Below are 20,708 nucleotides of genomic sequence, written 5' to 3'. Positions count from 1 at the left end.
CGTCAGTCCTCGCCCGCAGGCGCCTCACGCAGGTCCCGTCCGGTGGCCGCGAAGGCGAACCACATCTCCTCGTACCGGACGCCGTCGTGCGCCAGTTCGTCGGGAACGCGCACGGTGCCGCGCCGGTCGCGCGTCGCCGGCCGCACCGTGAGCGGGAACGCCCGCGCCTCGTCCGCCTCCCCGGGGTGCGCGCTCAGCACCCGAAACTCCCACGTCTGGGGACCGGCCGACGTCGGATCCGGCTCGTCGCGACACAGGATGTAGTGCTCGTGTCGGTGGTGGACGCGCGAGCGAGCCCGTATCGCCACGGGCCTTTCCGCGCCGGGCAGTTCGCTGCGGATGCGGCCGATCGCACGCCACGGCGCCTCGGGCCGGTGCAACCCGAGCCCGTCCGCGGCCAGTTCGCGGCGCAGCTCGGCGTACAGCGGTGCGATCGCGGTGAGCCCGTCGACGGCGTGTACGACGTCGCTGTCGCTGTCGCACCACATCATGCTGTGCTCCCAGCGCGCGATGCGCTCGCGCACCCACGGCTTCAGCACCGCGTCGATCCCGACGCCGAGCCGATCGCCGCGCTCCGCCCACTCCACGGCGAACAGCGCCCCGTCATACGCCTTGCGGAAGTCCTCGAGCAGCCCCATCGCATCCCCCTGCACGGTCCCAACCGTCGTAACCATGGCCGACGGTACGCGAACGCGCCCGGCCCGGGGCGACCCCGGCCGTGCGTCGCGCCGTCGGATCGTCAGACCTGTGTGGCGGTGCCGTCCTCCGCGACCCTGATCCGGGCCACGTAATCGGTCCCGCAATGGGGCCCGTTGGGATGGGTGGCCTCGGGGACCAGCGTGAGTCGTGCGGGTGGCGGGGAGTCACCCGAGACGGTCGTCACCCGCACCGAGGCTTCGACGGGCCGTGCCGTCAGGGACAAGAACATGGTCGCGGACCAGGAGGGCACCGGCGCGCGTGTCGGGTCCGGGGAGCGGGTCTCCTCCTCGCATTCCCCGTCGCGACACAGCTCCACGGACAGCGTTTCCACCCGCTTGAGCAAGTCGGGCGCGAGGTCGACGGTCAGCGGGATGGACCCCACCAGCGTGCAGGTGGGCGCGGGATCCGACCCGGAACACGCGACGAGCGCCGCCGTCAGGCCCAGCGCGCCGACCAACCGAAACCCGCCATGAGCCGCCATCACACATCCCCCAAGTCCCCGAAGCCCGCCGAGAATTTCGCCGACCGACACGTCCGCCGGGCGCAGCCTCCCGTACGGCCACCGCCCCGGCACGCGAGGGCCCGATCCCCCATCGCGCCGACCGTGGGATCTCGTCCGGATCGACACCGCCGGGCTATGACGTCCATCGGTCGCAGATGGTTCCATCACTGGGCCCCGTTCCGGCAGGCGGTTTCCGGGCCGTTGGCGGATGCCGCGAGCCGGTCAGGGTCGCTGCTCGCACTCGTCCACGACCCCGGCGTCCTGCGCGAACCGGTCCGCCGGGCCGGCGCCGACCGCGTCCTCCTCGGCTCCGACTTCCCCTTCGACATGGGCACCGACGACCCCCTGGCCGCCCTGCGCGCCGCGGACCTGCCGGACCGCGACTTCCACGCCATCCGCGCCCACAACGCCGCCGCACTGCTCGCCCCGGCCCGCGTCCGAGACCCGAGGAGGCCCGCATGTCCCGCCTGCTGACCCATCTGCGCGCGGTCGCGGTTCCCCGGCACGCGCCAGGCCGGGGCGCGGGACAACGAGGCGGCGCTGATGTTCATGGCGCGGCCGCGGCACGTGGGGTTCACCCTCGACTCCGACACGCCGTACTCCGGCGGGATCCTGGACCTGCGCGAGAGCGGCCCGACGCTGATCGAGCCGCCGCCCGGGCCGCTGGTCGGATCGGTCGGGGTCACCATCACCCGCACGCGCCTTGCTTCCGCCGGTGGGCCGAGGGCGTCGACCGGAAGAACGCCTTCGCGTAGACGCCGACCTGGGGGTGGGGCGCGGGACGAGGCCCTGCACGGTCGCGTGGTCGGCTCGGCGCGCGGGGTCCGGTGACCGGCCGGCAGGGCGCGAAAACCCTGGACGCAGCGACGATCAAGATGCAAACATATGCCTAATGACACATATTCATGCAACGCATGAGGAGGGCGCGGCGTTGACGTGGCCCACCGGCTTCCGGGCGTACACCGGTCATGGCGGGCTGCGCGATCGGGGGGACGACATCTCGATCGTGGCGTCGGACCGGCCGGCCGTCAGCGCGGCGATGTTCACCCGGAGCCGCTTCGCGGGGCCGGCCGTGCTGCTCAGCCGCGCGCACGCCGCCGGGCAACACCTCCGGGCTCTCTGCACGTTGGCGAAGAACGCGAACGTCGCCACCGGGCGCCAGGGCGAGGAGAACGCCGCCGAGGTCGTCCACCGGGTCGCCGGGATTCTCGACATCCCGGAGAACGAAGTGCTCATCGGCTCCACCGGGGTCATCGGACGCCCGCTGCCGATGGACACCATCCGCACCCACCTCGACGAGACCGCGCAGCGCGGTCCGGCGGCCTTCGAGGCGGGACCGCTGGAGGTGGCTCGCGCGATGATGACCACCGACACGCGGCCGAAGACGGCCGTACGGACCGTCGGTCCGGCCCGCATCGTCGGTGTGGCCAAGGGCGTCGGCATGCTGGAACCCGACATGGCCACCATGCTCGCCTACCTGTTCACCGACGCGGCCCTTTCCCCGGCCGATCTGGACACCGCGCTTCGCGGTGCCGTGGAGAAGACCTTCAACTGTCTGAGCGTGGACACCGACACCTCCACCTCCGACACCGTGGCCGTGATCGCCAACGGCGCGGCCGGCCCGGTCGACTTCGCGGCGTTCTCCCTCGCACTCGCCGACCTGTGTCTGGACCTGACCACGCAACTGGCGGGCGACGGCGAAGGCGCGACCAAGCTTCTGCGCGTCACCGTCGGCCGGGCCGGGGACTACGAGCAGGCCAAGCGCGTCGCGAAGACCGTGGTGAACTCGCCCCTGGTCAAGACCGCGGTCCACGGAGCCGACCCGAACTGGGGCAGGGTCGTCATGGCCATCGGCAAGAACACCGACGACACGGACATCGACCCGAACAAGGTGACCGTGCGGTTCGGCGCGATCGAGGTCTACCCCAGGGAGCCCGAACCGGACACCCTCGACCAACTCGTCGACATCATGGGGCGGGACGAGGTCGACATCACCATCACCCTCGGCCTCGGTGACGCCACCGCCACCGTCTACGGCTGCGACCTCTCCGAGGGCTACATCCGCGTCAACGCGGACTACACCTCATGACGGCCGCCGATCGCGGACAAGCGGCCCCTGGCGATGGCCGCCACCCACGGTTCCACCGAACGGCGGACCGACCTGTTCGACCGCCGGCACGACAGTCTCCGCCACCGCGAAACCGCTCCCGGTCCGAGCTCAAGCCAACGGCTCGGTGCGTCGAGATCTCACCACGGACGACCTGCTCGCGGTAGCCGCGGGCCTGTGCATCGCGGGAGGCGGCGCCGACCAGGGCCGCCGCCTGCTGCACCTCGCACGCCGAGGCATCCAAGAACCGGCGAACACAACCGAGATCCTCTGCCCCACTGCCCGCAGGGCGGCACGACCGGACCGGACCGACACCCCTCGGCGCACCCCCGCACACGGGGACGCTCAATCCTGCTCCACGCCCTCGCCGCGGCTGGGCGATGACTTTTGTACAAGACCGACGGCCGGTGGCCCACTCATCATCGCCGCATGAGTGAGTACGACGTCGAGCACAGTTCACACGGCATGCACGTGATCCGCGACGGCCCGCGGCAGGCGCCGCCGGTGTTGCTCATCCACGGATCGGGGGCCGCAAGCGCCTCGTGGCGCCCCTTGGTCCCGGCGCTCGCCGCCCACCACCACGTCATCCGGGTCGACCTCCCCGGATGCGGCCGGTCCCCGTCCGCGACGTCCTACCGGGTCCCCGTACAGGCGGGCAGGATCGCGGCGCTGCTCGACGACCTCCAACTGGGCTCCGTCACCGTGGTCGGGCACTCCAGCGGCGGCTACGCGGCCACCGCGCTCGCGGAGCAGCGCCCCGACCTGGTGGGCTCGCTCGCACTGATCAGCACCGGACCGAGTCTCGACGCGCTGCTTCCGCAACCGGTCGTCCTACGGGTCCTGCTGGGCCCGCCGTTCGGGCCGCTCCTGTGGTCGCGACGTTCGGACGCCATGATCCGCAAGGGGATCAACGCGACGGCCGCCCGCCCCGTGGACATCCCGGACGGTGTGGTCGCCGAGCTGCGAGGCACCACGTACGGCGCCTTCAGGGCCGTGATGCGCGAGAACACCACGTACGTCGCCGAGCGGAGCGTGCCCGAGCGTCTCGCCTCCCTCGGGGTTCCCGTGCTGGTGGTCTTCGGCGCCGCCGATCCCCGCTGGGATCCGGCCTCGGCGCGCCGGTACGAGACGGTGCCGGGCGCGCGGGTCGAACTCCTGCCGGACGTGGGGCACATACCCCTGTGGGAGGCGTCCGAGAGGACCGCGCAGCTGCTGCTGGAGTTCGCGGCACGAGGCACCGGCACCCCGCCGGTGCGGCCCCGACAGTCTTGAGCTCGGCGCGTCGGCGGAACTCGGCAGGATGATCGACGACATCGCCTGGCCGGATGCATCGCCGACCCGGCCGGGGCCGGGCATCGGGAGGCCACGACACTCTCCCGATGCCCGAAGGTGCCGAACGCTCGGACTCGGCGCGATTGGTCAGCGCGGGTTCACCGGTGCCTGCAACTCCGTCACCCAGTCGTCACGGTTGTCCGGGCACTCGAGGTTGACCTCGCGGGGGTATGCGGTCGACCGGTAGCCGTTGGCGTCGATCCAGCGGGCGAGGGTCTGCGCGGTGGGGAGCACGGCGTCCATCGAACCGTGGTGCACGATGGTCGCGGCCTGGTCGAGGGATGGCAGGTCCAGGACGCGGAAGGCGCCGTCCTGGAGAGGAGCGGAGACCTGAACGGCGGCGTGGACGCTGATTCTGCCGCCGCCCTCCGGGGCGTCCTCGTAGTAGGCGACACCGGGGCCCGTGACGGCTATGCCCGCCGAGCCCAGGTACCGGAACAGCTCTTCGTAGAGCGGCCCGACGACCGGCCCGATGTCCTCGGGCTCGAAACTCGCGGCGGTCGCGGTCAGCTCCGCCACCCGGACGGTGGGAACGCTCTTGATGACAACGTCGTTCGTGGGCATGTGCCCCTCGCTCTCGATCGCTCGGAGCCTCGCCTCGACGTGGACCAGCCGTGCTCCTGCGGCAGCCATGGCGGCCTCCAGTTCGGCCCGCCGCAACCGCAGCATGCCGCGCAGTTCCTCGACGCCGACCTTCTCGTCCACGATGCCCCGGACCTGCTGGAGGGTGAATCCGAGGTCCTTGAGCGCGATGATCCGGTTGAGGCGGGCGAGTTGACCGGCGGTGTAGTGGCGATAGCCGCTGGCAGGGTCGACGTGAGCCGGGCGCAGCAGGCCGGTCGCGTCGTAGTGACGCAGCATCCGGACCGAGACGCGGCCGTGCCGGGCGAAGTCTCCGATGGTGAACATGATGTCTCCAAGCCGACCGCCTGACACGGTGTGAGGGTCAAGAAGCTACCCCGCGGCCGAGGGACGGCGAGAACGCGGGGAGCTTCATCGACGCGGCTCCGTGAAGTCACCGACAGGGGAGCCGGCGCTGTCCATCACGGTGCAGCCGGAGTTCGAGGCGGTCGAGGTGGCGCGGACGTGCGGCAGGACCGTGTGGAAGCCGTTGGCGAAAGAGATCAAGATGGCAACCCACCGTGACTGATCGGTAGCGCATACGGGTACACGCTCCTCGTCCGGCGACCGGGAGCGCGTCCGGTACAGGTGCGGCCCGGCCGTGTTTCCACGCGCAGGGAGAACGCCTTGACCTTCGCATCCGACCACCAATCGCCCACGCCCACACCGACGCCGGGACATCGCCAACCCCCCGTGCCCACCGGCTACTTCGAGACTCGGGCGGCCCCACCCGGCGAGCCCCCGCGATTCGCTGCGCCGCCGACCCACCCCGGCGAGCCGGCGCTCGCGCGACCCGCCGGCACACCGGACGAACCGTATGGCGAGCACCTCACGCGCCCGACACCGGACGACCGCGTCGAGGCAAACTCCGACAACCCGGCCGAGACATTGCTGCGTTTGGCGACCACCCATCGCACCGTCCCCGAGGTCGCACGGATGATCGCGATCCTGAAGGACTGCTCCGGATTGGCCGCCGACGACGCCCTGCGCGAAGCCGCGCTGACACGACCGGTGAGCGAACTCGTGCTCCTGGCGAACCTGCTGAGCAATCCCACCCACGCCAGACAAGGCCGGCGCCCCGCCGAGCAACCCGACCCACGCGATGCGCGCATGCCGGTCGGCCCGACGCACACCGGCGCGTACCCACCCCCACCGCCGGCGTTCATCGCCGAGAAGTCACCGGTGGGAGCGCCGTCGAGGGTCGCGGAAAAGGGGGCGGGGGCTGGTCTGCGGTGGGCCACCGCGGTGGGCCTGGCGGTATCCGGGCTGGCGCTGGGCAGCGCGATTCCCGCGAGTGTCCGCACGCCCCCGTACGCAGCGGGGTGGTTCGCGCTGCTGGGCCTGACAACCCTGTTCCTCGCCGGGATCACGGCCGTACGCGCCGGTCGCGGCATGCGCCTGGCGGCGTTGGCGGCGGGGTGCGCGACGATCGCCACCGCGCTCGTACCGCCGCTGCTCGCCGACTCGGGTGCGGCGTTCGAGGCGTGGGGTCCCGTCGCCCTGGGCGCGGGCACACTCACCGCGTTGTGCGCCGCCGCGTTCCTCACCCGATCCACCGCGCCGCCCGACCCCGGTGACCCGCACCGGGAGATCGACTTCGAGCCCTGGGAGGCCACGATGCTCGAGCACCGCCCGGCGAGCACCACCCGCATGTTCGGCTGAACCCGAACCCTGGCCGACCGGTCGTTCGACACCCATTTCACCACCATTGAGAACCGGAACCGGAACCGGAACCGGCACCGGGCGCGGAGCCGGGGCTGGGACCGGACGGCGCGAACCGGCCGAGATCAGCCGTCCGTCGGCTTGACGATGGCCATCCCGGCCGCCGGGAGGTGGCACCGCCCCGGGGGGATCCGTGGGTTCGGGTTCGGCGGTACGCGGGAGCGGGCCGCGTGGTGGCGCGGCGCTGTCGGAGCCACCCCTGGGCGGTGGGGCGAGTCACGATGTCACCCACGTCGACGCCGTCCGGCTCGGCAAGACCGACCCTCGGCCGCGCCGCCGGACGCGCGAACCGAACCCGGGCCGTGCCTGACGCATGCCGCGTGATGTCGACGGCTCACCGCGAGCGCTGTCGGACGATCTCGATTCGATCCCGGCAGCGCGGGTAGCTCTGACTCCCGCGACCGGTTCGGAGGCACCCGACCCTCGGCACGCGGCCGTGGGGGTTCCGCCGGTTCGAGCCCGGTCGGCACCCGCGAACCCTGGTACCCGGAGGAAACATGGCAAAGCCCAAGTCCAAGCGCGCGAGCCACAAGCCCGACCCCGCCGGCGTGATCCCCGGCCGTCCCGGCAGCGAGCACGCCCCGCTGGAGGAGCCCACGCGGCCGCGCGAACCGCTCCCGCCGAAGCCTGATCAGAGCGGCCCGGACCCGGTGAGCCCGACCGGGCAGCCCACCGGCACCGACCAGGCGGCGGTGGCGCAGGGCGGCGCCTACCTGACCACCGCCCAGGGCTTGCGTCTGCCGGACACCGACCACTCGCTCAAGGCGGGACCGCGCGGGCCGGTCCTGCTCCAGGACCACCATCTGCGTGAGAAGATCACCCATTTCGACCACGAGCGCATCCCCGAGCGGGTCGTGCACGCCCGGGGCGCGGCGGCCCACGGTGTCTTCGTCGGCTACGGCAGCGCGGCGGGCGTGAGCAAGGCGGCGTTCCTCGGCAAGGACGTCGAGACGCCGGTGTTCGTGCGCTTCTCCACCGTGCTGGGATCGCGGGGATCGGCCGACACGGTGCGGGACACCCGCGGGTTCGCCACCAAGTTCTACACCGCCGAGGGCGTCTTCGACCTGGTCGGCAACAACATCCCGGTGTTCTTCATCCAGGACGCGATCAAGTTCCCGGACATCATCCACGCCGGGAAACCGCACCCCGACCGCGAGATCCCGCAGGCGCAGAGCGCGCACGACACCTTCTGGGACTTCGTCTCGCTGCACACCGAGGCCACCCACCACACCATCTGGAACATGTCGGACCGCGCGATTCCGCGCTCGTTCCGCACGATGGAGGGCTTCGGGATCCACACCTTCCGGCTCGTGGCCGCCGACGGCACCACCACACTGGTGAAGTTCCACTGGAAGCCGAAGGCGGGCGTGCACTCGCTGGTATGGGAGGAAGCACAGATCATCAGCGGCATGGACCCCGACTTCCACCGCCGCGACCTCGCCGACGCGATCGAGGCCGGGGCGTTCCCGCAGTGGGAACTGGGCATCCAAACCTTCCCGGACACCGCCGACCAGACCTTCGAGGGCATCGACCTCCTCGACCCCACCAAGATCGTTCCCGAGGAACTCGCCCCCGTACAGCCGATCGGCCTGCTCACGCTCAACGCCAACCCGAGCAATTACTTCGCCGAGACCGAACAGGTCGCCTTCCACCCCGGCCACCTGGTCCCCGGCATCGACATCACCGACGACCCACTGCTGGCGGGCCGACTGTTCTCCTACCTCGACACGCAGATCAGCCGACTCGGCGGCCCCAACTTCGCGCAGATCCCCATCAACCGCCCACACGCGCCGGTCAACGACATGCTCCGGGACGGCCTGCACCAGGACGCCGTGCACAGCGGCGTGGCCCCCTACCGACCGAACTCGCTCGATGGCGGCTGCCCCTTCACCGCCGGGGCCGACCACGGCGGGTACGTCGAGGTACCGGTCCCCCTCCCGCCCGCGGCCAAGGTGCGCGAGGCCCCGGCCTCCTTCGCGGACCACACGAGCCAACCCCGACTGTTCTGGCTCAGCCTGACCCCCATCGAGCGCGAACACGTCATCGCCGCCTACACGTTCGAACTCGGCAAGTGCCACGAACAGGCGATCAAGGAACGCACCCTGCGGGTCCTGGCCGACATCGACCCGTTGTTGTGCGCACGCGTCGCCGAGGGCCTGGGGCTGCCGGCGCCCTCGCCCGCGGCCCCCCTGGCCTCGGTCGAACCGAGCCCCGCGCTGTCCCAGATCGGCGGGACGTGGCCGGTCACCGGCCGCGTGATCGGCATCGTCGCCGACCCCGCAGCCGACTTGGACGCCGTTCGCGAGGTGCGACGGGCGGTGTTCGACGCGGGCATGGTGCCGCTGGTCATCGCGCCCACCGGCGGCATGCTCGGGGCGGACGGCGACGCACCCGTCCCCGTGCAACGCACCTTCGCCACCGCGCGCTCGATCGAGTTCGACGCGATCCTGCTCGCCGGCTCACCGGCGCCGGGCAAGGACGCGTACGCGGCACGGGACGCCAAGGCAGGCAACGGGACGTCGCTGTCCGCCACCGATCCGCGGATCCTGCTCATGCTCGCCGAGGCATACCGCCACGCCAAGGCCATCGGTGGTTGGGCCGACAGCGAGGACTGCCTGGTCGCAGCCGGCATCCCGACCAACGCCCCCGGCGTGGTCGTCGCCGAGAACGCGTCCGCCGTGCTGTCCGAAATCACCGGCCTCCTCGGCACCCACCGGGTATGGGACCGCTTCCCCGCAGCGGACGCCGACACCGTCTGAGCCCCACCCAAACCCCCCTTCCCCGACGCGGGCCGATGGCGACGCGTCGGGGAAGCGGGGAAGGGACCTCGCTCGAAGCGCTGGTGACGTGCCCGGAGGGGCGGCCGCCTCGGCCGCGATCGGAGGCCCGCCCCCAGTCCCTCGCGGTCACAGCTCGCGCAGTGCCGCCAGGAGGTTGTCCCGCGCCCAGTCCAGGAACGCGTGCTGGGTCTCGCCACCGATCTGGATCAGCGCAACCTCGGTGAACCCGGCCTCTACGAATGGGCGAACCGCGTCCACGAACGCGTCCACGTCGTCACCGCAAGGGATCGACTCGGCGACGTCCTCCGGTCGCACGAACTGTGTCGCGCCCGCGAATCCTGCGGTGCCCGGAAGCTCGGAGTTGACCTTCCAGCCGCCCCCGAACCAGCGGAACTGCTCGTGTGCCCGCGCGATGGCGACACTCCGGTCGGGGTCGTAGCTCACCGGCAACTGGCCCACCCGGGGCTTCCCCGTGCCGCCGTGTCGGTCGAACTCGGTCAACAGCCCGCCCTCGGGCTCGGTCGCGATGACCAGGTCCGCCAGCCGACCCGCCAGGGCACAGCTCTGCCGTCCGGAGACCGCGATGCCGATCGGCGGCGGCCGATCCGGCAGGTCCCACAATTTGGCGGACTCGACGTCGAAGTGGGTGCCGTGATGGTCGACGTACCCGCCCGCGAACAGCGCCCGGATGATCTCCACCGCCTCGCCGAGCATCTCCTGGCGCACGTCCGCCGCCGGCCAGCCGCCGCCGACCACGTGCTCGTTCAGGTTCTCCCCGGAGCCGAGTCCGAGCCGGAACCGGCCGTCCGACAACAACTGCACGGTCGCGGCCTTCTGCGCCACCACCGCCGGGTGGTAGCGCATCGTCGGACAGGTCACGTACGTCATCAGCGGGATCCGCGAGGTGGCCTGCGCCGCCGCGCCCAGCACGCTCCACGCGTACGGCGCGTGGCCCTGCGCGTCCAACCACGGAAAGTAGTGGTCCGAGGTCACCGAGAAGTCGAACCCGGCCTCCTCCGCGTGCACCACGTGCGCGACCAGATCCTTGGGCCCGGCCTGCTCGGTCATCATCGTGTAGCCGATCTTCACCATGGAACCCGGGTGCCCGGACAAGCCGGTGGAAAACCGGACCATCGACACCGACAGCCGGCGCCCCGCTCGGGCCTTCGCGGGCGCATCCGTCTCCGCGTGCCCGCCAGGGACTGCGTCGTGACCGCACCCGGCGGCGCGGCGCCCCGACGCCGGCGGGTCAGCTCGTCGTCAGCCGTGGTGTGCGCGGCGGTGCGGTGCGGCGGTTTCCGGTGGCCTCGAAGGCCGCCGCGACGGCGAGCAGGGCGTTGTCGTCGTAGGCACGGCCCGCGAAGGTCAGCCCGACCGGCATGCCGATGTCGGCCATGGTGCCCATCGGCACGGTGACGGTCGGGATGCCCAGGTGTCGGGGCACCAGATTGCCGTTCGCGACCCACACGCCGTTGCGCCAGCCGAGGTCGGCGGACGCCTCGGAGACGTCCATATCCGCCGGGCCCACGTCGGCGACGGCGGGGAACACCACCGCGTCCAGGCCCAGTTCGTCCATCCACAGCTCCAGGTCCACCCTGCGCGTCTCCTCGAGCCCGCGCAGCCCCTGCTCGAGGTGTGGCATCTCGGTGATCGACGCGTACGGACGCTCGCGCACGAACCGCGGATAGTCGCCGATCGTGTCGTCGAAACCGGCGTAGCGGTCCGGCAGTTCGCCGGAACGCCTGGGCCAGATCCGGTCGCCGTCGACGTCGGCCAGGCCGGCGAACGCCGGGTCGCCGTTCGCCCGCAGGAAGTCGTCCCACGCCCAGGCCGACAGGTCCTCGATCTCGACCGTGAGGAAGTCACGTCCGACCAGGCCCCGGGTCGGCAGGGAAGGCGCGCCCGGGCGGTCGGCCTCGTAGTTCGACACCACGGGGAAGTCGACCTCGACCACCTCGACGCCCGCTGTCTCCAGGTCGCGGCGGGCGGCCTCCCACAGGGCGATCACCGAGGCGCGCGTCTCGATGCGCTGTCCGGTCTGGCCGCCGATGCCCCCGTCCGGGTTCGTCCCGGCGTCGGGGTCGGCATTGATGTACATCTTCGGCACGCCGACGCGCTTGCCGGCGAGCGAGGCCCGTGCCGTCGTCGCGTCCGCGGGGGCCAGCGCCGGGTACGAGGCCGGGCGTACCTGTGACGGCGCGGGCAGCGGCACCCATGGCTGGGATCGCCAGAGGTCGCCGCGGGTGTCCGGGTCGTCGGCGACGATGACGTCGAGCAGCTCGAACAGGTCGGCCATGGTGCGGGTGTGCGGCACCACGACGTCCATGGTCGGCACCAGCGGCCAGTTCCCGCGCACCGAGATCACGCCGCGGCTGGGCGTGTACGCGCACAGCGCGTTGTTCGAGGCGGGCGCCCGGCCCGACGACCAGGTCTCCTCGCCGAGGCCGAACGCGCCGAACGACGCCGCCGTCGCGGTGCCCGAGCCGTTGGACGAGCCGGAGCCGAAGGCGCTGGTCAGCCAGTCGGCGCTGTACGGGCTTTCGGCGCGCCCGTACACGCCACGCTGCATGCCGCCGTTCGCCATCGGCGGCATGTTGGTCAGGCCGATGAGCACCGCCCCGGCCGCGCGCAGCCGCTCGACGGCGAAGGCGTCCCGCTGGGCGACGAGGTGTTCGAACGCCGGTGAACCGGCCGCCGCCGTCAGGCCCTTCGCAAGGTAGCTGTCCTTGGCGGTGTACGGGATGCCGTCCAGCGGACCGAGCGTTTCGCCACGCGCGCGACGTGCGTCCGAGGCTTCGGCATCGGCGCGAGCGTCCGGGTTCATCACGACCATCGCGTTGAGCGCGGTGGCGGTGCCGGGCCGGTCGTAGGCCTCGATGCGCGCCAGATAGGCGTCGAGCAGCCCGACCGCGGTGACCTCGCCCTTCTCCAGCGCCGCGCGCAGGTCGGCGATGCTCGTCTCCACGACGTCGAATCCGCGCGTCATGCGGGGGTCCTCCTGGATGGTTCGGTCGAACGGGGCCACGGGCTCGGAACGGCGTCGCGGGGAACCGCCTCGAGTGGCGGGGCCTACGGGTCGATGCCACACCCCGAATCGCGCGGGCAGACCTCACGACAAGGTGTGCCGGATCGATCCGGCAGAACCGAATCTAGACTCTGCCGGATCGATCCGGCAAGTGCCCGTCCGGGTGATCTAGACTCCGTGGCTGTGACCGCCCGCATCGTGACCCTGCTCGACGTGGCCCGCGCCGCCGGAGTCTCCCGGAGTACCGCCTCGGACGCCCTCCAGGGCTCCGGGCGGGTGGCGGCGGCCACCCGCGCACGGGTCCGCGAGACGGCCGACGCCCTGGGCTACCGCCCCAACAGCGCGGCCCGCCACCTACGCCGCGCCGGCACCGGAGCCATCGGCCTGTACCTCCCCCGGACCGCGACCCGGCTCGACTACTACATGAACCTCGCCTTCGGGTCCGTCGCCCGGGCCCAGGAAGAAGGATTCGATCTGGTCCTGCTCGCCGGATCCGCGGGCACCGGAGGACCGGTCGCCTCGCGGGTCGACGGCCTGCTGCTCATCGACCCCGACACCGAGGACGAGACCGCGACCGAGATGCTCGCAGCCGGGGTCCCCGTCGTCACCGGCGAGCGGTTCCCCGGTCCCTCCGCCGCCCCCAGCGGCGCCGTGGTCTGCGACACCGCCGCCTCCCTCACCGCGCTGCTGGACCACCTGGCCGACCGCGGCGCCCGCCGCCCGGCCCTGCTGGCCCCCGGCGGCGAGTCCACCTGGGCCCGGGCTCTACGAACGACCGCCCGCACCTGGGGCAAGGCGCACCGCACCCCGGTCGCCGTGCGCCACGTCCCGTTCGCGGCCACTCCCGCCGACGCCGCCGACGCGGTGCGCGGCCTGCTCGAAACCAAACCGGCGGTCGACGCGGTGATCTGCGGCCCGGACGGCGCCGCCCCGGGCGTCCTCCACGGCGCCGCCGCCTTCGGCCGTACCGCCGGCCGGGACCTGCTGGTCGCGTCCTGCGTGGACGGCACCGCCACCCGCACCAGCAGCCCACCGATCACGGCGGTCGACCTCAGGCCCGCCGACTACGGACGCGCGTGCGCCGAACTGCTCTGCGACATCATGGCCGACCGCACTCCACCCGACACCGTTCGCCCGCACGACTGGGCTTTGCGTACCCGGGCCTCGACACAACCCGAGAGCTGAGATTCCACAACCCTCCGCCGGTATCGCCCGCCTGCTCCGCACCCCGACCCGTCGGGCCCGGCTGACGACGAGCTCGCTCACCCTCCCGGTTGCGGTCCACGGACGTGCGCTCCACGAGCAGCACGACCGCACACCTCGACGCCGAAGCCATCACGAACGCGCCCCGGCCACAAGGGAGCAGCGTCGTGGTCGTCTCCGTCCTCACTCGCTGCTTCCAGCAACAGCGGGATTCCTGAGGCCACTTCCTTTCTCATCGAAACCGCGCCGCGACAAGGTCATCTCGCGTGCGGCGGTCCGCGTGCCGGTGGTCCGCGTGCCGGCGCTTCGGCTCCCGACGCCATCGTCGGCCGCGCTCAATGTCCGTTCGCGCCGGCGGCCGGTCGGCCGAGGAACCAGTCCCGGGCCAGGTCGGCCACCGCGTCGAGGGTGCCCGGTTCCTCGAACAGGTGGCCGGCGCCGGGGACGACCTCGAGACGGCTCTCGCACCGGAGGAAGGTACGCGCACGGTTGTTGAGCTCCAGTACCACGTGGTCGTTGCCGCCGACGATGAGCAACGTCCGGGCCGTGACGGCGGGCAGATGTGCTTCCGCCAGATCGGGCCTGCCGCCCCGGGAGACGACCGCCCCCACGTCGTCACCGAGTTCGGCCGCCGCCCACAATGCGGCTGCGGCACCGGTGCTCGCCCCGAAGTACCCCACCGTCCGCCCTTTGCCTTCGGGTCGCTCCCGGAGCCCGCGTGTGACGTCGATCAGGCGCCGGGCCAACAATTCGATGTCGAAGACGTTCGACCGGCCGCGTGCCTCGCTCTCGGTGAGGAGATCGAACAACAACGTGCCCAGGCCGGCCCGGTTCAGCGCGGTCGCCACGAAGCGGTTGCGCGGGCTGTGTCGACTGCTGCCGCTGCCGTGCGCGAAGACGACGATCCGTTCCGCTCCCGCGGGCAGACTCAGGTGCCCCGGTAGCCGCGCGGTTTCGACCGGTAGGTCAATGTCGCTGTGCGTGGGCACGGATTCCGCGGAGCGCGTCGATCCGCTACCCGGTCTCGTCCCCGCCGTCCCCGCTTCCGCCGTCGGCGGCGGCTCCGACCGGCGAGCGACGGCCCGATCGAGACACTCGACGACCTCCTCGTCGGTGGTCTGGGAGAAGTTCGCGTAGAACTGCCCCACCGCCATGAATCCGACCGGGTTGTGCAGGCAGATCACCTCGTCGGCGTCCGGATCCGGCTCCTTCCCCCAGCCGGCCGGCGCCACCGGTACGGCGAGCACCACGCGCGCCGCGCCTCGATCTCGGACGGCGCGACAGGCCGCGCGGGCGGTGGATCCGGTCGCGATGCCGTCATCGACGACCACGACCGTTCGTCCGCCGAGTTCCACCGGTGGCCGCTCGCCCCGGTAGCGGCGGGCACGCCGTTCCAACAGCTCCCGTTCTCGCCGTTCGATCCCTTCCAACGCGGCGCGGGAAATGCCCGAGGCTCGCACGACGTGGTCGTTGAGGACGACGACCCCCTCTTCGGCGACGGCACCCATTCCCAGTTCCGGTTGGGAGGGAACGCCCAGTTTCCGCACCAGGCATACGTCCAGTGGAGCGCGGAGGGCATCGGCCACCTGGGCGGCCACCGGCATTCCGCCCCGGGCCAGGCCGAGCACGATCACGTCCTGGTTCGCCACGGGCAAGGGCGCCAGGTACTCGGCCAGTTTCCGTCCCGCGTCGACACGATCGGTGAAGAGCACGACTTCATCCCCTTCCGGGCACGACCCGGTCTCCTACCGGCCGCCCGGGACATCGACCGACCCCGTACGAGCGGGCAGCCGCACGAGCAGGCTGCGGTACGGGCGGCCACGGAATTCGGCCGCCACGCGCACCGATTCCCATCGGGCGACGACCCGCACCTCGGACGGATGGGCGGCATGGAACCGATTGTCGAATCCGTCTCCCTCGTCCCTTCGATTCTCCGACGTCCACTGCCGAAGCGCCTGCCGTCCGTTGCCCCACTCGACGTCTCCGGCACGACGTGAGGTGACCGAGGCCGCCGGGCGGTGCCGAACCGATCGGTTTGCCCGGATGCGGTCAGTTCGCCAGATCTTCGGTCGCGTCTCGCCCCGCCGCGGCGGCGCGGCGGAGGAACTCCGCGAAACGTTCGAGTTCCCCGCCTTCGTAGTCGGCGCAGATCTGCTCCACCGAGGTGTTCATGCCGGCGAAGAGCGCCAGGAGTTCGGCGTTGCGGTCACGCAGGGCCCGGATTCGGGAGCCTCGGCGGTCCGAGGGATCCGGCTCGCGGGACACCCAACCGGCGCGTTCGAGTCGGTCGAGCACCCCGGTCATCGTGGCGGCGTGCAGACCGGCTCGTCGCGCCAATGCGCTCGGGCTCAGCGGGCCGTGGGCGTTGACGATGTCGAGGCAGTCCAAGTCGACGTCGCGGAGCGTCAGATGCGCGCTGACCTGCCGGTTGAGCAGGGACAGTTGAAGGCTCAGCGCACGCAACCCCTCTTTGACGTCGACGGTTGCCCGTCGGCGGCGCGGGTCCGCGTCGCCCGCATCGCCATGTGCTACGGATTCCATAATGTACGACTCCCAAATCAATATGCTACGGTTCTCGTATATTACGTCACGCGAAAAACCCTGACCCGGGTGAGGAGACGCACGCATGTTCCTGGTGATCGGAGCGACCGGCATCGTCGGACGCGAAACGGTGAACCTGTTGCTGGAGTCCGGCCGGAAAGTGGCGGCGGTCACGCGCGACCCCGCCACTGCCGCACTGCCCGGCGGCGCGCATGTCGTTGCCGGCGACCCGTCCCGGCCCGACACGCTGACGTCGCTGCCCGACGTGGTCGAGGCGGTCCTGCTCAGCCCACGCGCCGCCGGCAGCGCGAGTTCCGAACTGCTGTCACTGGCCGCGGCACGAGGCGCACGGCGGGTGGTGGTGCTGTCGGCCGCGACCGTGGAGCACCCGGTCGGCCACCCACGCTTCATCGAGGAGTTCAAGCGGACCGAAGCCGCCGCACGGGAGTCCGGTCTGCCCTGGACGTTTCTACGGTGTGCCGACTTCGCCGCCAACGCCCTGGCCTGGGCGCCGCAGATTCGCGCAACCGGCGTCGTGCACGGCGCCCATGGCGGCGCGGCGACCTCCCCGATCCACCACCGCGACATCGCGGAGGTGGCGGTCGCGGCACTGATCGACCCCGCGCACGCCGGACGCGCCCACCTGCTCACCGGCCCGCAGTCGATCACGCAGTACGAAAAAGTCCGCCTCATCGGAGCGGCCGTCGACCGGACACTGGCCTTCCGGGAACTCGCCCCCGAGCAGGTCCGCCAGGCGATGCTCGCTCAGGGCCTCCCCGAGGACATCCCCGACCGGCTGCTCGGTTCACTGGCCGACTACGCCGACCGGCCCGGGCCGACCACGGGCACCGTGGAACGGCTCCTGGGCCGACCCGCGCTGACCTTCGCCACGTGGGCGGCCGACAACGCCGCGGCCTTTACGGCCCGGGCCGACTCCTCCGCGTCCGGCGGGGAGGGCCAAGCATGACCGAGACCCCGCTCGGCACGGTTGCAAGATGGGTGAGCCTGCTGTTCTCGGGTCTCTTCGCAGGCTTCCTCGTCGCGGTCCTCGTGCTCGAAATGTCGCTGCGCGGTGAAGACCGCCACGTGTACACCCAAGTGCGGCACGTGGAACTCGATTCGCTGGACAAGCTCGCGACCGCGACGCTGCTGCCGGCACTGATCGCGACAGCGTTTCTGGTCGCCGTCACGTTCAAAACCCGAGAACGCGCGTTCCGACTGCGGTCGACCGGACTCGCGCTGCTCCTCCTGATCGTCGCCGTGACGGTCGTGGTCAACATGCCCATCAACGCGGACCAACTCGACTGGGATGTACGGCAACCCCCTTCGGACTGGGCGAGCGTTCGTGACCAGTGGCAGATCGCCCACGCCATACGCACCGGCGCGGCCGTCATCGCGTTCGCGACTCTCATCGCCGCCTCGACGCGCACGGCGCGCGGCACCCGCGAGCCGGCCCGCGCATAGCTCCCGGGCCCGGTCCCAGCGGCAGCCGATCAAGGCGAACCGGCCGCCGCTTGGGCCGGGTTCCGTCGAGCTCCCGGTTTCGTGCGCACAGCCCGCAACGCGACGCGTCGGACGCCACCGAGGTGGCAACGGGCCGGCCAGGCAACGTCGGCATGGGGGACATGACGAAGGGGTTCCGGCTTCGGGAGGCGGACACCGCGAAGCCTTTCGGTAGGCTCTGTCGTCGCATGTCGATGGGTCTGCAACCGGAGGGAAGACACCATGACGACGCGAGCGACGTTGACGGACACGATGGCCTTGTCGACCGGCGACTGCGCAGTCTTCATGACTGTCGAGAGCGGAGAGTTCACCCGAGGGCAACGCGTCAAGGTGACTCGCGACGCATGTCTCCTGGGCGAAACGGTGATTCATTTCGGATTCGCCGCAGCGGCGGCGGACGAGGAAGGCAACCGTTCATCTCATGCCCTGATCAAGGGCATTGCCTGTGTTCGCGGTGACGTGATCGAAGGCTTGGAAGGGTGACGTGCCTCCAGGCAGCGAGGAACTCGGCTACCCGGAGGCCACGTTGGGCCTTTGATCCAGTCCGGTAGTCCCCGGCGCCGTAACCGATTCGACACAGCCGGGACAGGTTGACGGCGGTGCGACCGGACTTGCTCGGCGGGGTGGGACGGTGTGGCGACCGATGGACCACAGGCGCTCGCGGCCCCGGCCCACGACCGGCCCGACCGCGGAGAGCCGTTCGAGGCCGGTCAGTGGTGGAAGCCGCCGCGGTTCTCGTCGCTCGGGTGGCCGTCTTCGAGTTCCCTGATGGCCCGGCGCATGTCGTCGGCGAGCAGATCGATCTCGTCGCGGTCGACGCCGTGGCGCACGAGTACCCGCTGGATGACGGTCTCCTGGCGGTCGGGCGGCAGCGGGTAGGAGGGCACCTGCCAACCGCGCATCCGGAGCCGGTCGGTGAGGTCGTACAGACTCCACTCGCGCGTGTCGGAATCGGTCAGCGTGTAGGAGACGGCCGGCAGCGCTCCCACCCCGTCGTAGAGCAGGGTGAAGGGGCCCATGTCGGCGATCTGCCGGGCCAGGCCCTGGGCCGTGTGCGCACACGCCTCGTAGACCCGCCGATACCCCTCCCGGCCCAGGCGCAGGAACAGGAAGTACTGGGCGATGACCTGCCCGCCGGGGCGCGAGAAGTTCAGGGCGAGAGTCGGCATGTCGCCGCCGAGGTAGCTGACGTGGAAGACGAGGTCGGCGGGCAGGGCGGCGGTATCGCGCCACAGGGCCCAGCCGACACCGAGCGGGGCCATGCCGTACTTGTGGCCCGACGAGTTGATCGAGGCAACGCGCGGCACCCGGAAGTCCCACAGCAGGTCGGGATGCAGGAAGGGGGCGATGAACCCGCCGGAAGCCGCATCCACGTGCACGGGGATGTCGAGGCCGGTTCCCGCCTGGATCCGGTCGAGTTCGGCCGCGATCTCGGCGACCGGCTCGTATGTGCAGGTGTAGGTGACACCGAGGATCGCCACGACGCCGATGGTGTTCTCGTCGACGTAGTCGCGCAGTTGGTGCGGCTCGAGGCCGGTCGCTCCCGCCTCCACCGGGACTTGGCGCAGCTCGACGTCGAAGTAGCGGGCGAACTTCTCCCAGCACACCTGTACGGGCCCGCACACCAGGTTGGGCCGATCGGTCGGCAGGCCCGCCTCGCGCCGCCGGTTGCGCCACCGCCACTTCAGCGCGAGGCCGCAGAGCATGGCGGCCTCGCTGGAACCGGTGGTGGAGCAGCCCACGGCATTGTCGCCGCCGGCCGGCGCGTGCCACAGGTTCGCGAGGATGTTGACGCATCGCGACTCGATCTCCGCGGTCTGCGGGTACTCGTCCTTGTCGACGATGTTCTTGTCGAGGCACAGATCCATCAGGCGGCGCACCTCGTCGTCCGCCCAGGTGGTGCAGAACGTGGCGAGGTTCTGTGCGGCGTTGCCGTCCAAGAGCAGTTCGTTGCTCAGCACCTGGAAGACGATGTTCGGGGGCGTCGGGAGTTCAGGGATGGCTCGCTTGGACAAGGGGCGTTCGCTCAGCGGGGAGGCGAAGACGTCGTCGGCGGGGCTACCGACCTGTTCCCTGGCCTTGTGCAGAGCCATCAGAAAGCCTCTCATATCGCCGTATAAGCATCTCCTTCCGAACAATACGAGTGAACTCCGACGCCCGATAGCGGGCATACTCCGCCCGAGGTTCAGCGGTACGCGCCGCCCGGGATGTCGGACGCGGCACGGCCGACCGTCCTGCGTGGCTCACCGGTTGCTCCGTTGTGGGCCGGTACACAACGCCCAGATGATGGCGATGTCGATGGCGATCACGATGATCGACCACACCGGGTAGTGAGGCAGCCAGACGAAGTTCGCGAGCATGCTCAGCCCCGCCAGGAGTACCCCGAGGAAGCGGGCCCAGAGGGCATTCGTGAACAGGGCGAGGCCCGCGAGGAAGACGACGATGCCCAGGATCAGGTGGATCCAGCCCCAGCCGGTGGTGCTGTACGAGAAGGAGTAGTTGCGCGTCTCGACGATGACATCGTCTTTCGCGATGGCGGCGATTCCTTGGAAGACCGCCAGGACGCCGCCGATGGTCATCAGCACCGCGGCGAACGTGGTCCAACCCGACGAGTGAGTGGCTCGTTGTGTGTGCGTGGCCATGTCCAGGCCTCCCTATCGGGGCAACCCCTGG

The 20,708-nt window shown here is 71.1% G+C and carries 19 protein-coding genes; 10 read left to right on the top strand and 9 right to left on the bottom strand.

Going from position 1 to position 20,708, the window contains the following annotated elements; all coding sequences use genetic code 11:
- Window positions 1-2 precede the first annotated feature (2 nt).
- Window positions 3-638 (bottom strand): hypothetical protein, encoded by a 636-nt coding sequence (locus ACIBSV_RS10290; protein ID WP_395861281.1) that lies wholly within the window; start codon window positions 636-638, stop codon window positions 3-5.
- A gap of 101 nt (window positions 639-739) precedes the next feature.
- Entirely contained in the window at window positions 740-1,180 is a 441-nt protein-coding gene (locus tag ACIBSV_RS10285) for a hypothetical protein (RefSeq protein ID WP_395861279.1), read from the bottom strand.
- Between ACIBSV_RS10285 and ACIBSV_RS10280 the strand changes: the two genes are divergently transcribed.
- The 4 genes from ACIBSV_RS10280 to ACIBSV_RS10265 all read left to right on the top strand — a co-directional run bounded on the left by ACIBSV_RS10280 (window position 1,169) and on the right by ACIBSV_RS10265 (window position 4,580).
- The gene (locus ACIBSV_RS10280; RefSeq protein ID WP_395861277.1) at window positions 1,169-1,675 is read left to right on the top strand and encodes an amidohydrolase family protein; all 507 of its coding nucleotides are present in this window, start codon (window positions 1,169-1,171) and stop codon (window positions 1,673-1,675) included. The two genes, ACIBSV_RS10285 and ACIBSV_RS10280, sit on opposite strands and share 12 nt — an antisense overlap.
- Window positions 1,676-1,744: 69 nt before the next feature.
- A complete protein-coding gene (locus tag ACIBSV_RS10275; protein WP_395861275.1) occupies window positions 1,745-2,032 on the top strand; it encodes a hypothetical protein in 288 nt (95 codons plus the stop codon).
- Between the two features lie 61 nt (window positions 2,033-2,093).
- Window positions 2,094-3,290, top strand: coding sequence for a bifunctional glutamate N-acetyltransferase/amino-acid acetyltransferase ArgJ (gene argJ, locus ACIBSV_RS10270; RefSeq protein WP_395861273.1), 1,197 nt, complete (start codon window positions 2,094-2,096; stop codon window positions 3,288-3,290).
- 447 nt (window positions 3,291-3,737) lie between these two features.
- Entirely contained in the window at window positions 3,738-4,580 is an 843-nt protein-coding gene (locus ACIBSV_RS10265; protein WP_395861271.1) for an alpha/beta fold hydrolase, read from the top strand.
- Between the two features lie 147 nt (window positions 4,581-4,727).
- Here ACIBSV_RS10265 and ACIBSV_RS10260 read toward each other — a convergent pair whose 3' ends face one another.
- Window positions 4,728-5,549 carry a MerR family transcriptional regulator gene (locus tag ACIBSV_RS10260; protein WP_395861269.1) on the bottom strand — a complete coding sequence of 274 codons (822 nt, stop codon included), beginning with the start codon at window positions 5,547-5,549 and terminating at the stop codon, window positions 4,728-4,730.
- Between the two features lie 339 nt (window positions 5,550-5,888).
- Here ACIBSV_RS10260 and ACIBSV_RS10255 point away from each other — a divergent pair, with 339 nt between their 5' ends.
- Together ACIBSV_RS10255 and ACIBSV_RS10250 are read left to right on the top strand one after the other, a co-directional pair.
- Window positions 5,889-6,923 carry a hypothetical protein gene (locus tag ACIBSV_RS10255; RefSeq protein WP_395861267.1) on the top strand — a complete coding sequence of 345 codons (1,035 nt, stop codon included), beginning with the start codon at window positions 5,889-5,891 and terminating at the stop codon, window positions 6,921-6,923.
- A gap of 557 nt (window positions 6,924-7,480) precedes the next feature.
- Window positions 7,481-9,742, top strand: a complete 2,262-nt coding sequence (locus tag ACIBSV_RS10250; RefSeq protein ID WP_395861265.1) for a catalase — start codon at window positions 7,481-7,483, stop codon at window positions 9,740-9,742.
- A 147-nt stretch (window positions 9,743-9,889) separates the two neighbouring features.
- Here ACIBSV_RS10250 and ACIBSV_RS10245 read toward each other — a convergent pair whose 3' ends face one another.
- Window positions 9,890-10,855, bottom strand: coding sequence for an LLM class F420-dependent oxidoreductase (locus tag ACIBSV_RS10245; protein WP_395861263.1), 966 nt, complete (start codon window positions 10,853-10,855; stop codon window positions 9,890-9,892).
- Between the two features lie 157 nt (window positions 10,856-11,012).
- A complete protein-coding gene (locus ACIBSV_RS10240; RefSeq protein ID WP_395861261.1) occupies window positions 11,013-12,749 on the bottom strand; it encodes an amidase in 1,737 nt (578 codons plus the stop codon).
- A gap of 222 nt (window positions 12,750-12,971) precedes the next feature.
- On the opposite strand from ACIBSV_RS10240, the gene ACIBSV_RS10235 reads away from it, so the two are divergent.
- Window positions 12,972-13,973, top strand: coding sequence for a LacI family DNA-binding transcriptional regulator (locus ACIBSV_RS10235; protein ID WP_395861259.1), 1,002 nt, complete (start codon window positions 12,972-12,974; stop codon window positions 13,971-13,973).
- Window positions 13,974-14,326: 353 nt separating this feature from the next.
- Here the strand turns inward: ACIBSV_RS10235 and ACIBSV_RS10230 are convergent, their stop codons facing one another.
- Both ACIBSV_RS10230 and ACIBSV_RS10225 read right to left on the bottom strand, forming a co-directional pair.
- Window positions 14,327-15,703 (bottom strand): phosphoribosyltransferase family protein, encoded by a 1,377-nt coding sequence (locus ACIBSV_RS10230; protein ID WP_395861257.1) that lies wholly within the window; start codon window positions 15,701-15,703, stop codon window positions 14,327-14,329.
- 337 nt (window positions 15,704-16,040) lie between these two features.
- On the bottom strand, window positions 16,041-16,532 hold the full coding sequence (locus ACIBSV_RS10225; protein WP_395861255.1) for a MarR family transcriptional regulator: 492 nt from the start codon (window positions 16,530-16,532) through the stop codon (window positions 16,041-16,043).
- An 85-nt stretch (window positions 16,533-16,617) separates the two neighbouring features.
- On the opposite strand from ACIBSV_RS10225, the gene ACIBSV_RS10220 reads away from it, so the two are divergent.
- From ACIBSV_RS10220 to ACIBSV_RS10210, 3 genes are all read left to right on the top strand, one after another.
- The gene (locus ACIBSV_RS10220) at window positions 16,618-17,499 is read left to right on the top strand and encodes an NAD(P)H-binding protein (RefSeq protein WP_395861253.1); all 882 of its coding nucleotides are present in this window, start codon (window positions 16,618-16,620) and stop codon (window positions 17,497-17,499) included.
- On the top strand, window positions 17,496-17,996 hold the full coding sequence (locus ACIBSV_RS10215; protein WP_395861252.1) for an anthrone oxygenase family protein: 501 nt from the start codon (window positions 17,496-17,498) through the stop codon (window positions 17,994-17,996). Before ACIBSV_RS10220 ends, ACIBSV_RS10215 begins: the two co-directional genes overlap by 4 nt.
- Window positions 17,997-18,257: 261 nt before the next feature.
- On the top strand, window positions 18,258-18,518 hold the full coding sequence (locus tag ACIBSV_RS10210) for a hypothetical protein (RefSeq protein WP_395861250.1): 261 nt from the start codon (window positions 18,258-18,260) through the stop codon (window positions 18,516-18,518).
- 227 nt (window positions 18,519-18,745) lie between these two features.
- On the opposite strand, the gene ACIBSV_RS10205 is transcribed toward ACIBSV_RS10210, so the two are convergent.
- Complete coding sequence (locus ACIBSV_RS10205) at window positions 18,746-20,128, bottom strand: glutamate decarboxylase (protein WP_395861248.1); 1,383 nt, start codon at window positions 20,126-20,128, stop codon at window positions 18,746-18,748.
- 150 nt (window positions 20,129-20,278) lie between these two features.
- Window positions 20,279-20,677, bottom strand: a complete 399-nt coding sequence (locus tag ACIBSV_RS10200) for a hypothetical protein (RefSeq protein WP_395861246.1) — start codon at window positions 20,675-20,677, stop codon at window positions 20,279-20,281.
- Between the last annotated feature and the right edge of the window lie 31 nt (window positions 20,678-20,708).

Source organism: Embleya sp. NPDC050154 (genome assembly GCF_044460165.1).
Taxonomy (GTDB): Bacteria; Actinomycetota; Actinomycetes; order Streptomycetales; family Streptomycetaceae; genus Embleya.
Note: the sequence above shows the minus strand (reverse complement) of the source record. Positions and strands in the feature narration are given on the sequence as shown.

Excerpts from the sequence above, each read along its gene's own strand:
- argJ (WP_395861273.1), top strand. The coding sequence starts at position 2,094 with ATGACACATATTCATGCAACGCATGAGGAGGGCGCGGCGTTGACGTGG.
- ACIBSV_RS10275 (WP_395861275.1), top strand. The coding sequence starts at position 1,745 with ATGTTCATGGCGCGGCCGCGGCACGTGGGGTTCACCCTCGACTCCGAC.
- ACIBSV_RS10220 (WP_395861253.1), top strand. The coding sequence starts at position 16,618 with ATGTTCCTGGTGATCGGAGCGACCGGCATCGTCGGACGCGAAACGGTG.
- ACIBSV_RS10250 (WP_395861265.1), top strand. The coding sequence starts at position 7,481 with ATGGCAAAGCCCAAGTCCAAGCGCGCGAGCCACAAGCCCGACCCCGCC.
- ACIBSV_RS10240 (WP_395861261.1), bottom strand. The coding sequence starts at position 12,749 with ATGACGCGCGGATTCGACGTCGTGGAGACGAGCATCGCCGACCTGCGC.
- ACIBSV_RS10215 (WP_395861252.1), top strand. The coding sequence starts at position 17,496 with ATGACCGAGACCCCGCTCGGCACGGTTGCAAGATGGGTGAGCCTGCTG.
- ACIBSV_RS10205 (WP_395861248.1), bottom strand. The coding sequence starts at position 20,128 with ATGGCTCTGCACAAGGCCAGGGAACAGGTCGGTAGCCCCGCCGACGAC.
- ACIBSV_RS10210 (WP_395861250.1), top strand. The coding sequence starts at position 18,258 with ATGACGACGCGAGCGACGTTGACGGACACGATGGCCTTGTCGACCGGC.
- ACIBSV_RS10280 (WP_395861277.1), top strand. The coding sequence starts at position 1,169 with ATGAGCCGCCATCACACATCCCCCAAGTCCCCGAAGCCCGCCGAGAAT.
- ACIBSV_RS10290 (WP_395861281.1), bottom strand. The coding sequence starts at position 638 with ATGGGGCTGCTCGAGGACTTCCGCAAGGCGTATGACGGGGCGCTGTTC.
- ACIBSV_RS10265 (WP_395861271.1), top strand. The coding sequence starts at position 3,738 with ATGAGTGAGTACGACGTCGAGCACAGTTCACACGGCATGCACGTGATC.
- ACIBSV_RS10225 (WP_395861255.1), bottom strand. The coding sequence starts at position 16,532 with ATGGAATCCGTAGCACATGGCGATGCGGGCGACGCGGACCCGCGCCGC.
- ACIBSV_RS10285 (WP_395861279.1), bottom strand. The coding sequence starts at position 1,180 with ATGGCGGCTCATGGCGGGTTTCGGTTGGTCGGCGCGCTGGGCCTGACG.
- ACIBSV_RS10260 (WP_395861269.1), bottom strand. The coding sequence starts at position 5,549 with ATGTTCACCATCGGAGACTTCGCCCGGCACGGCCGCGTCTCGGTCCGG.
- ACIBSV_RS10200 (WP_395861246.1), bottom strand. The coding sequence starts at position 20,677 with ATGGCCACGCACACACAACGAGCCACTCACTCGTCGGGTTGGACCACG.
- ACIBSV_RS10245 (WP_395861263.1), bottom strand. The coding sequence starts at position 10,855 with ATGGTGAAGATCGGCTACACGATGATGACCGAGCAGGCCGGGCCCAAG.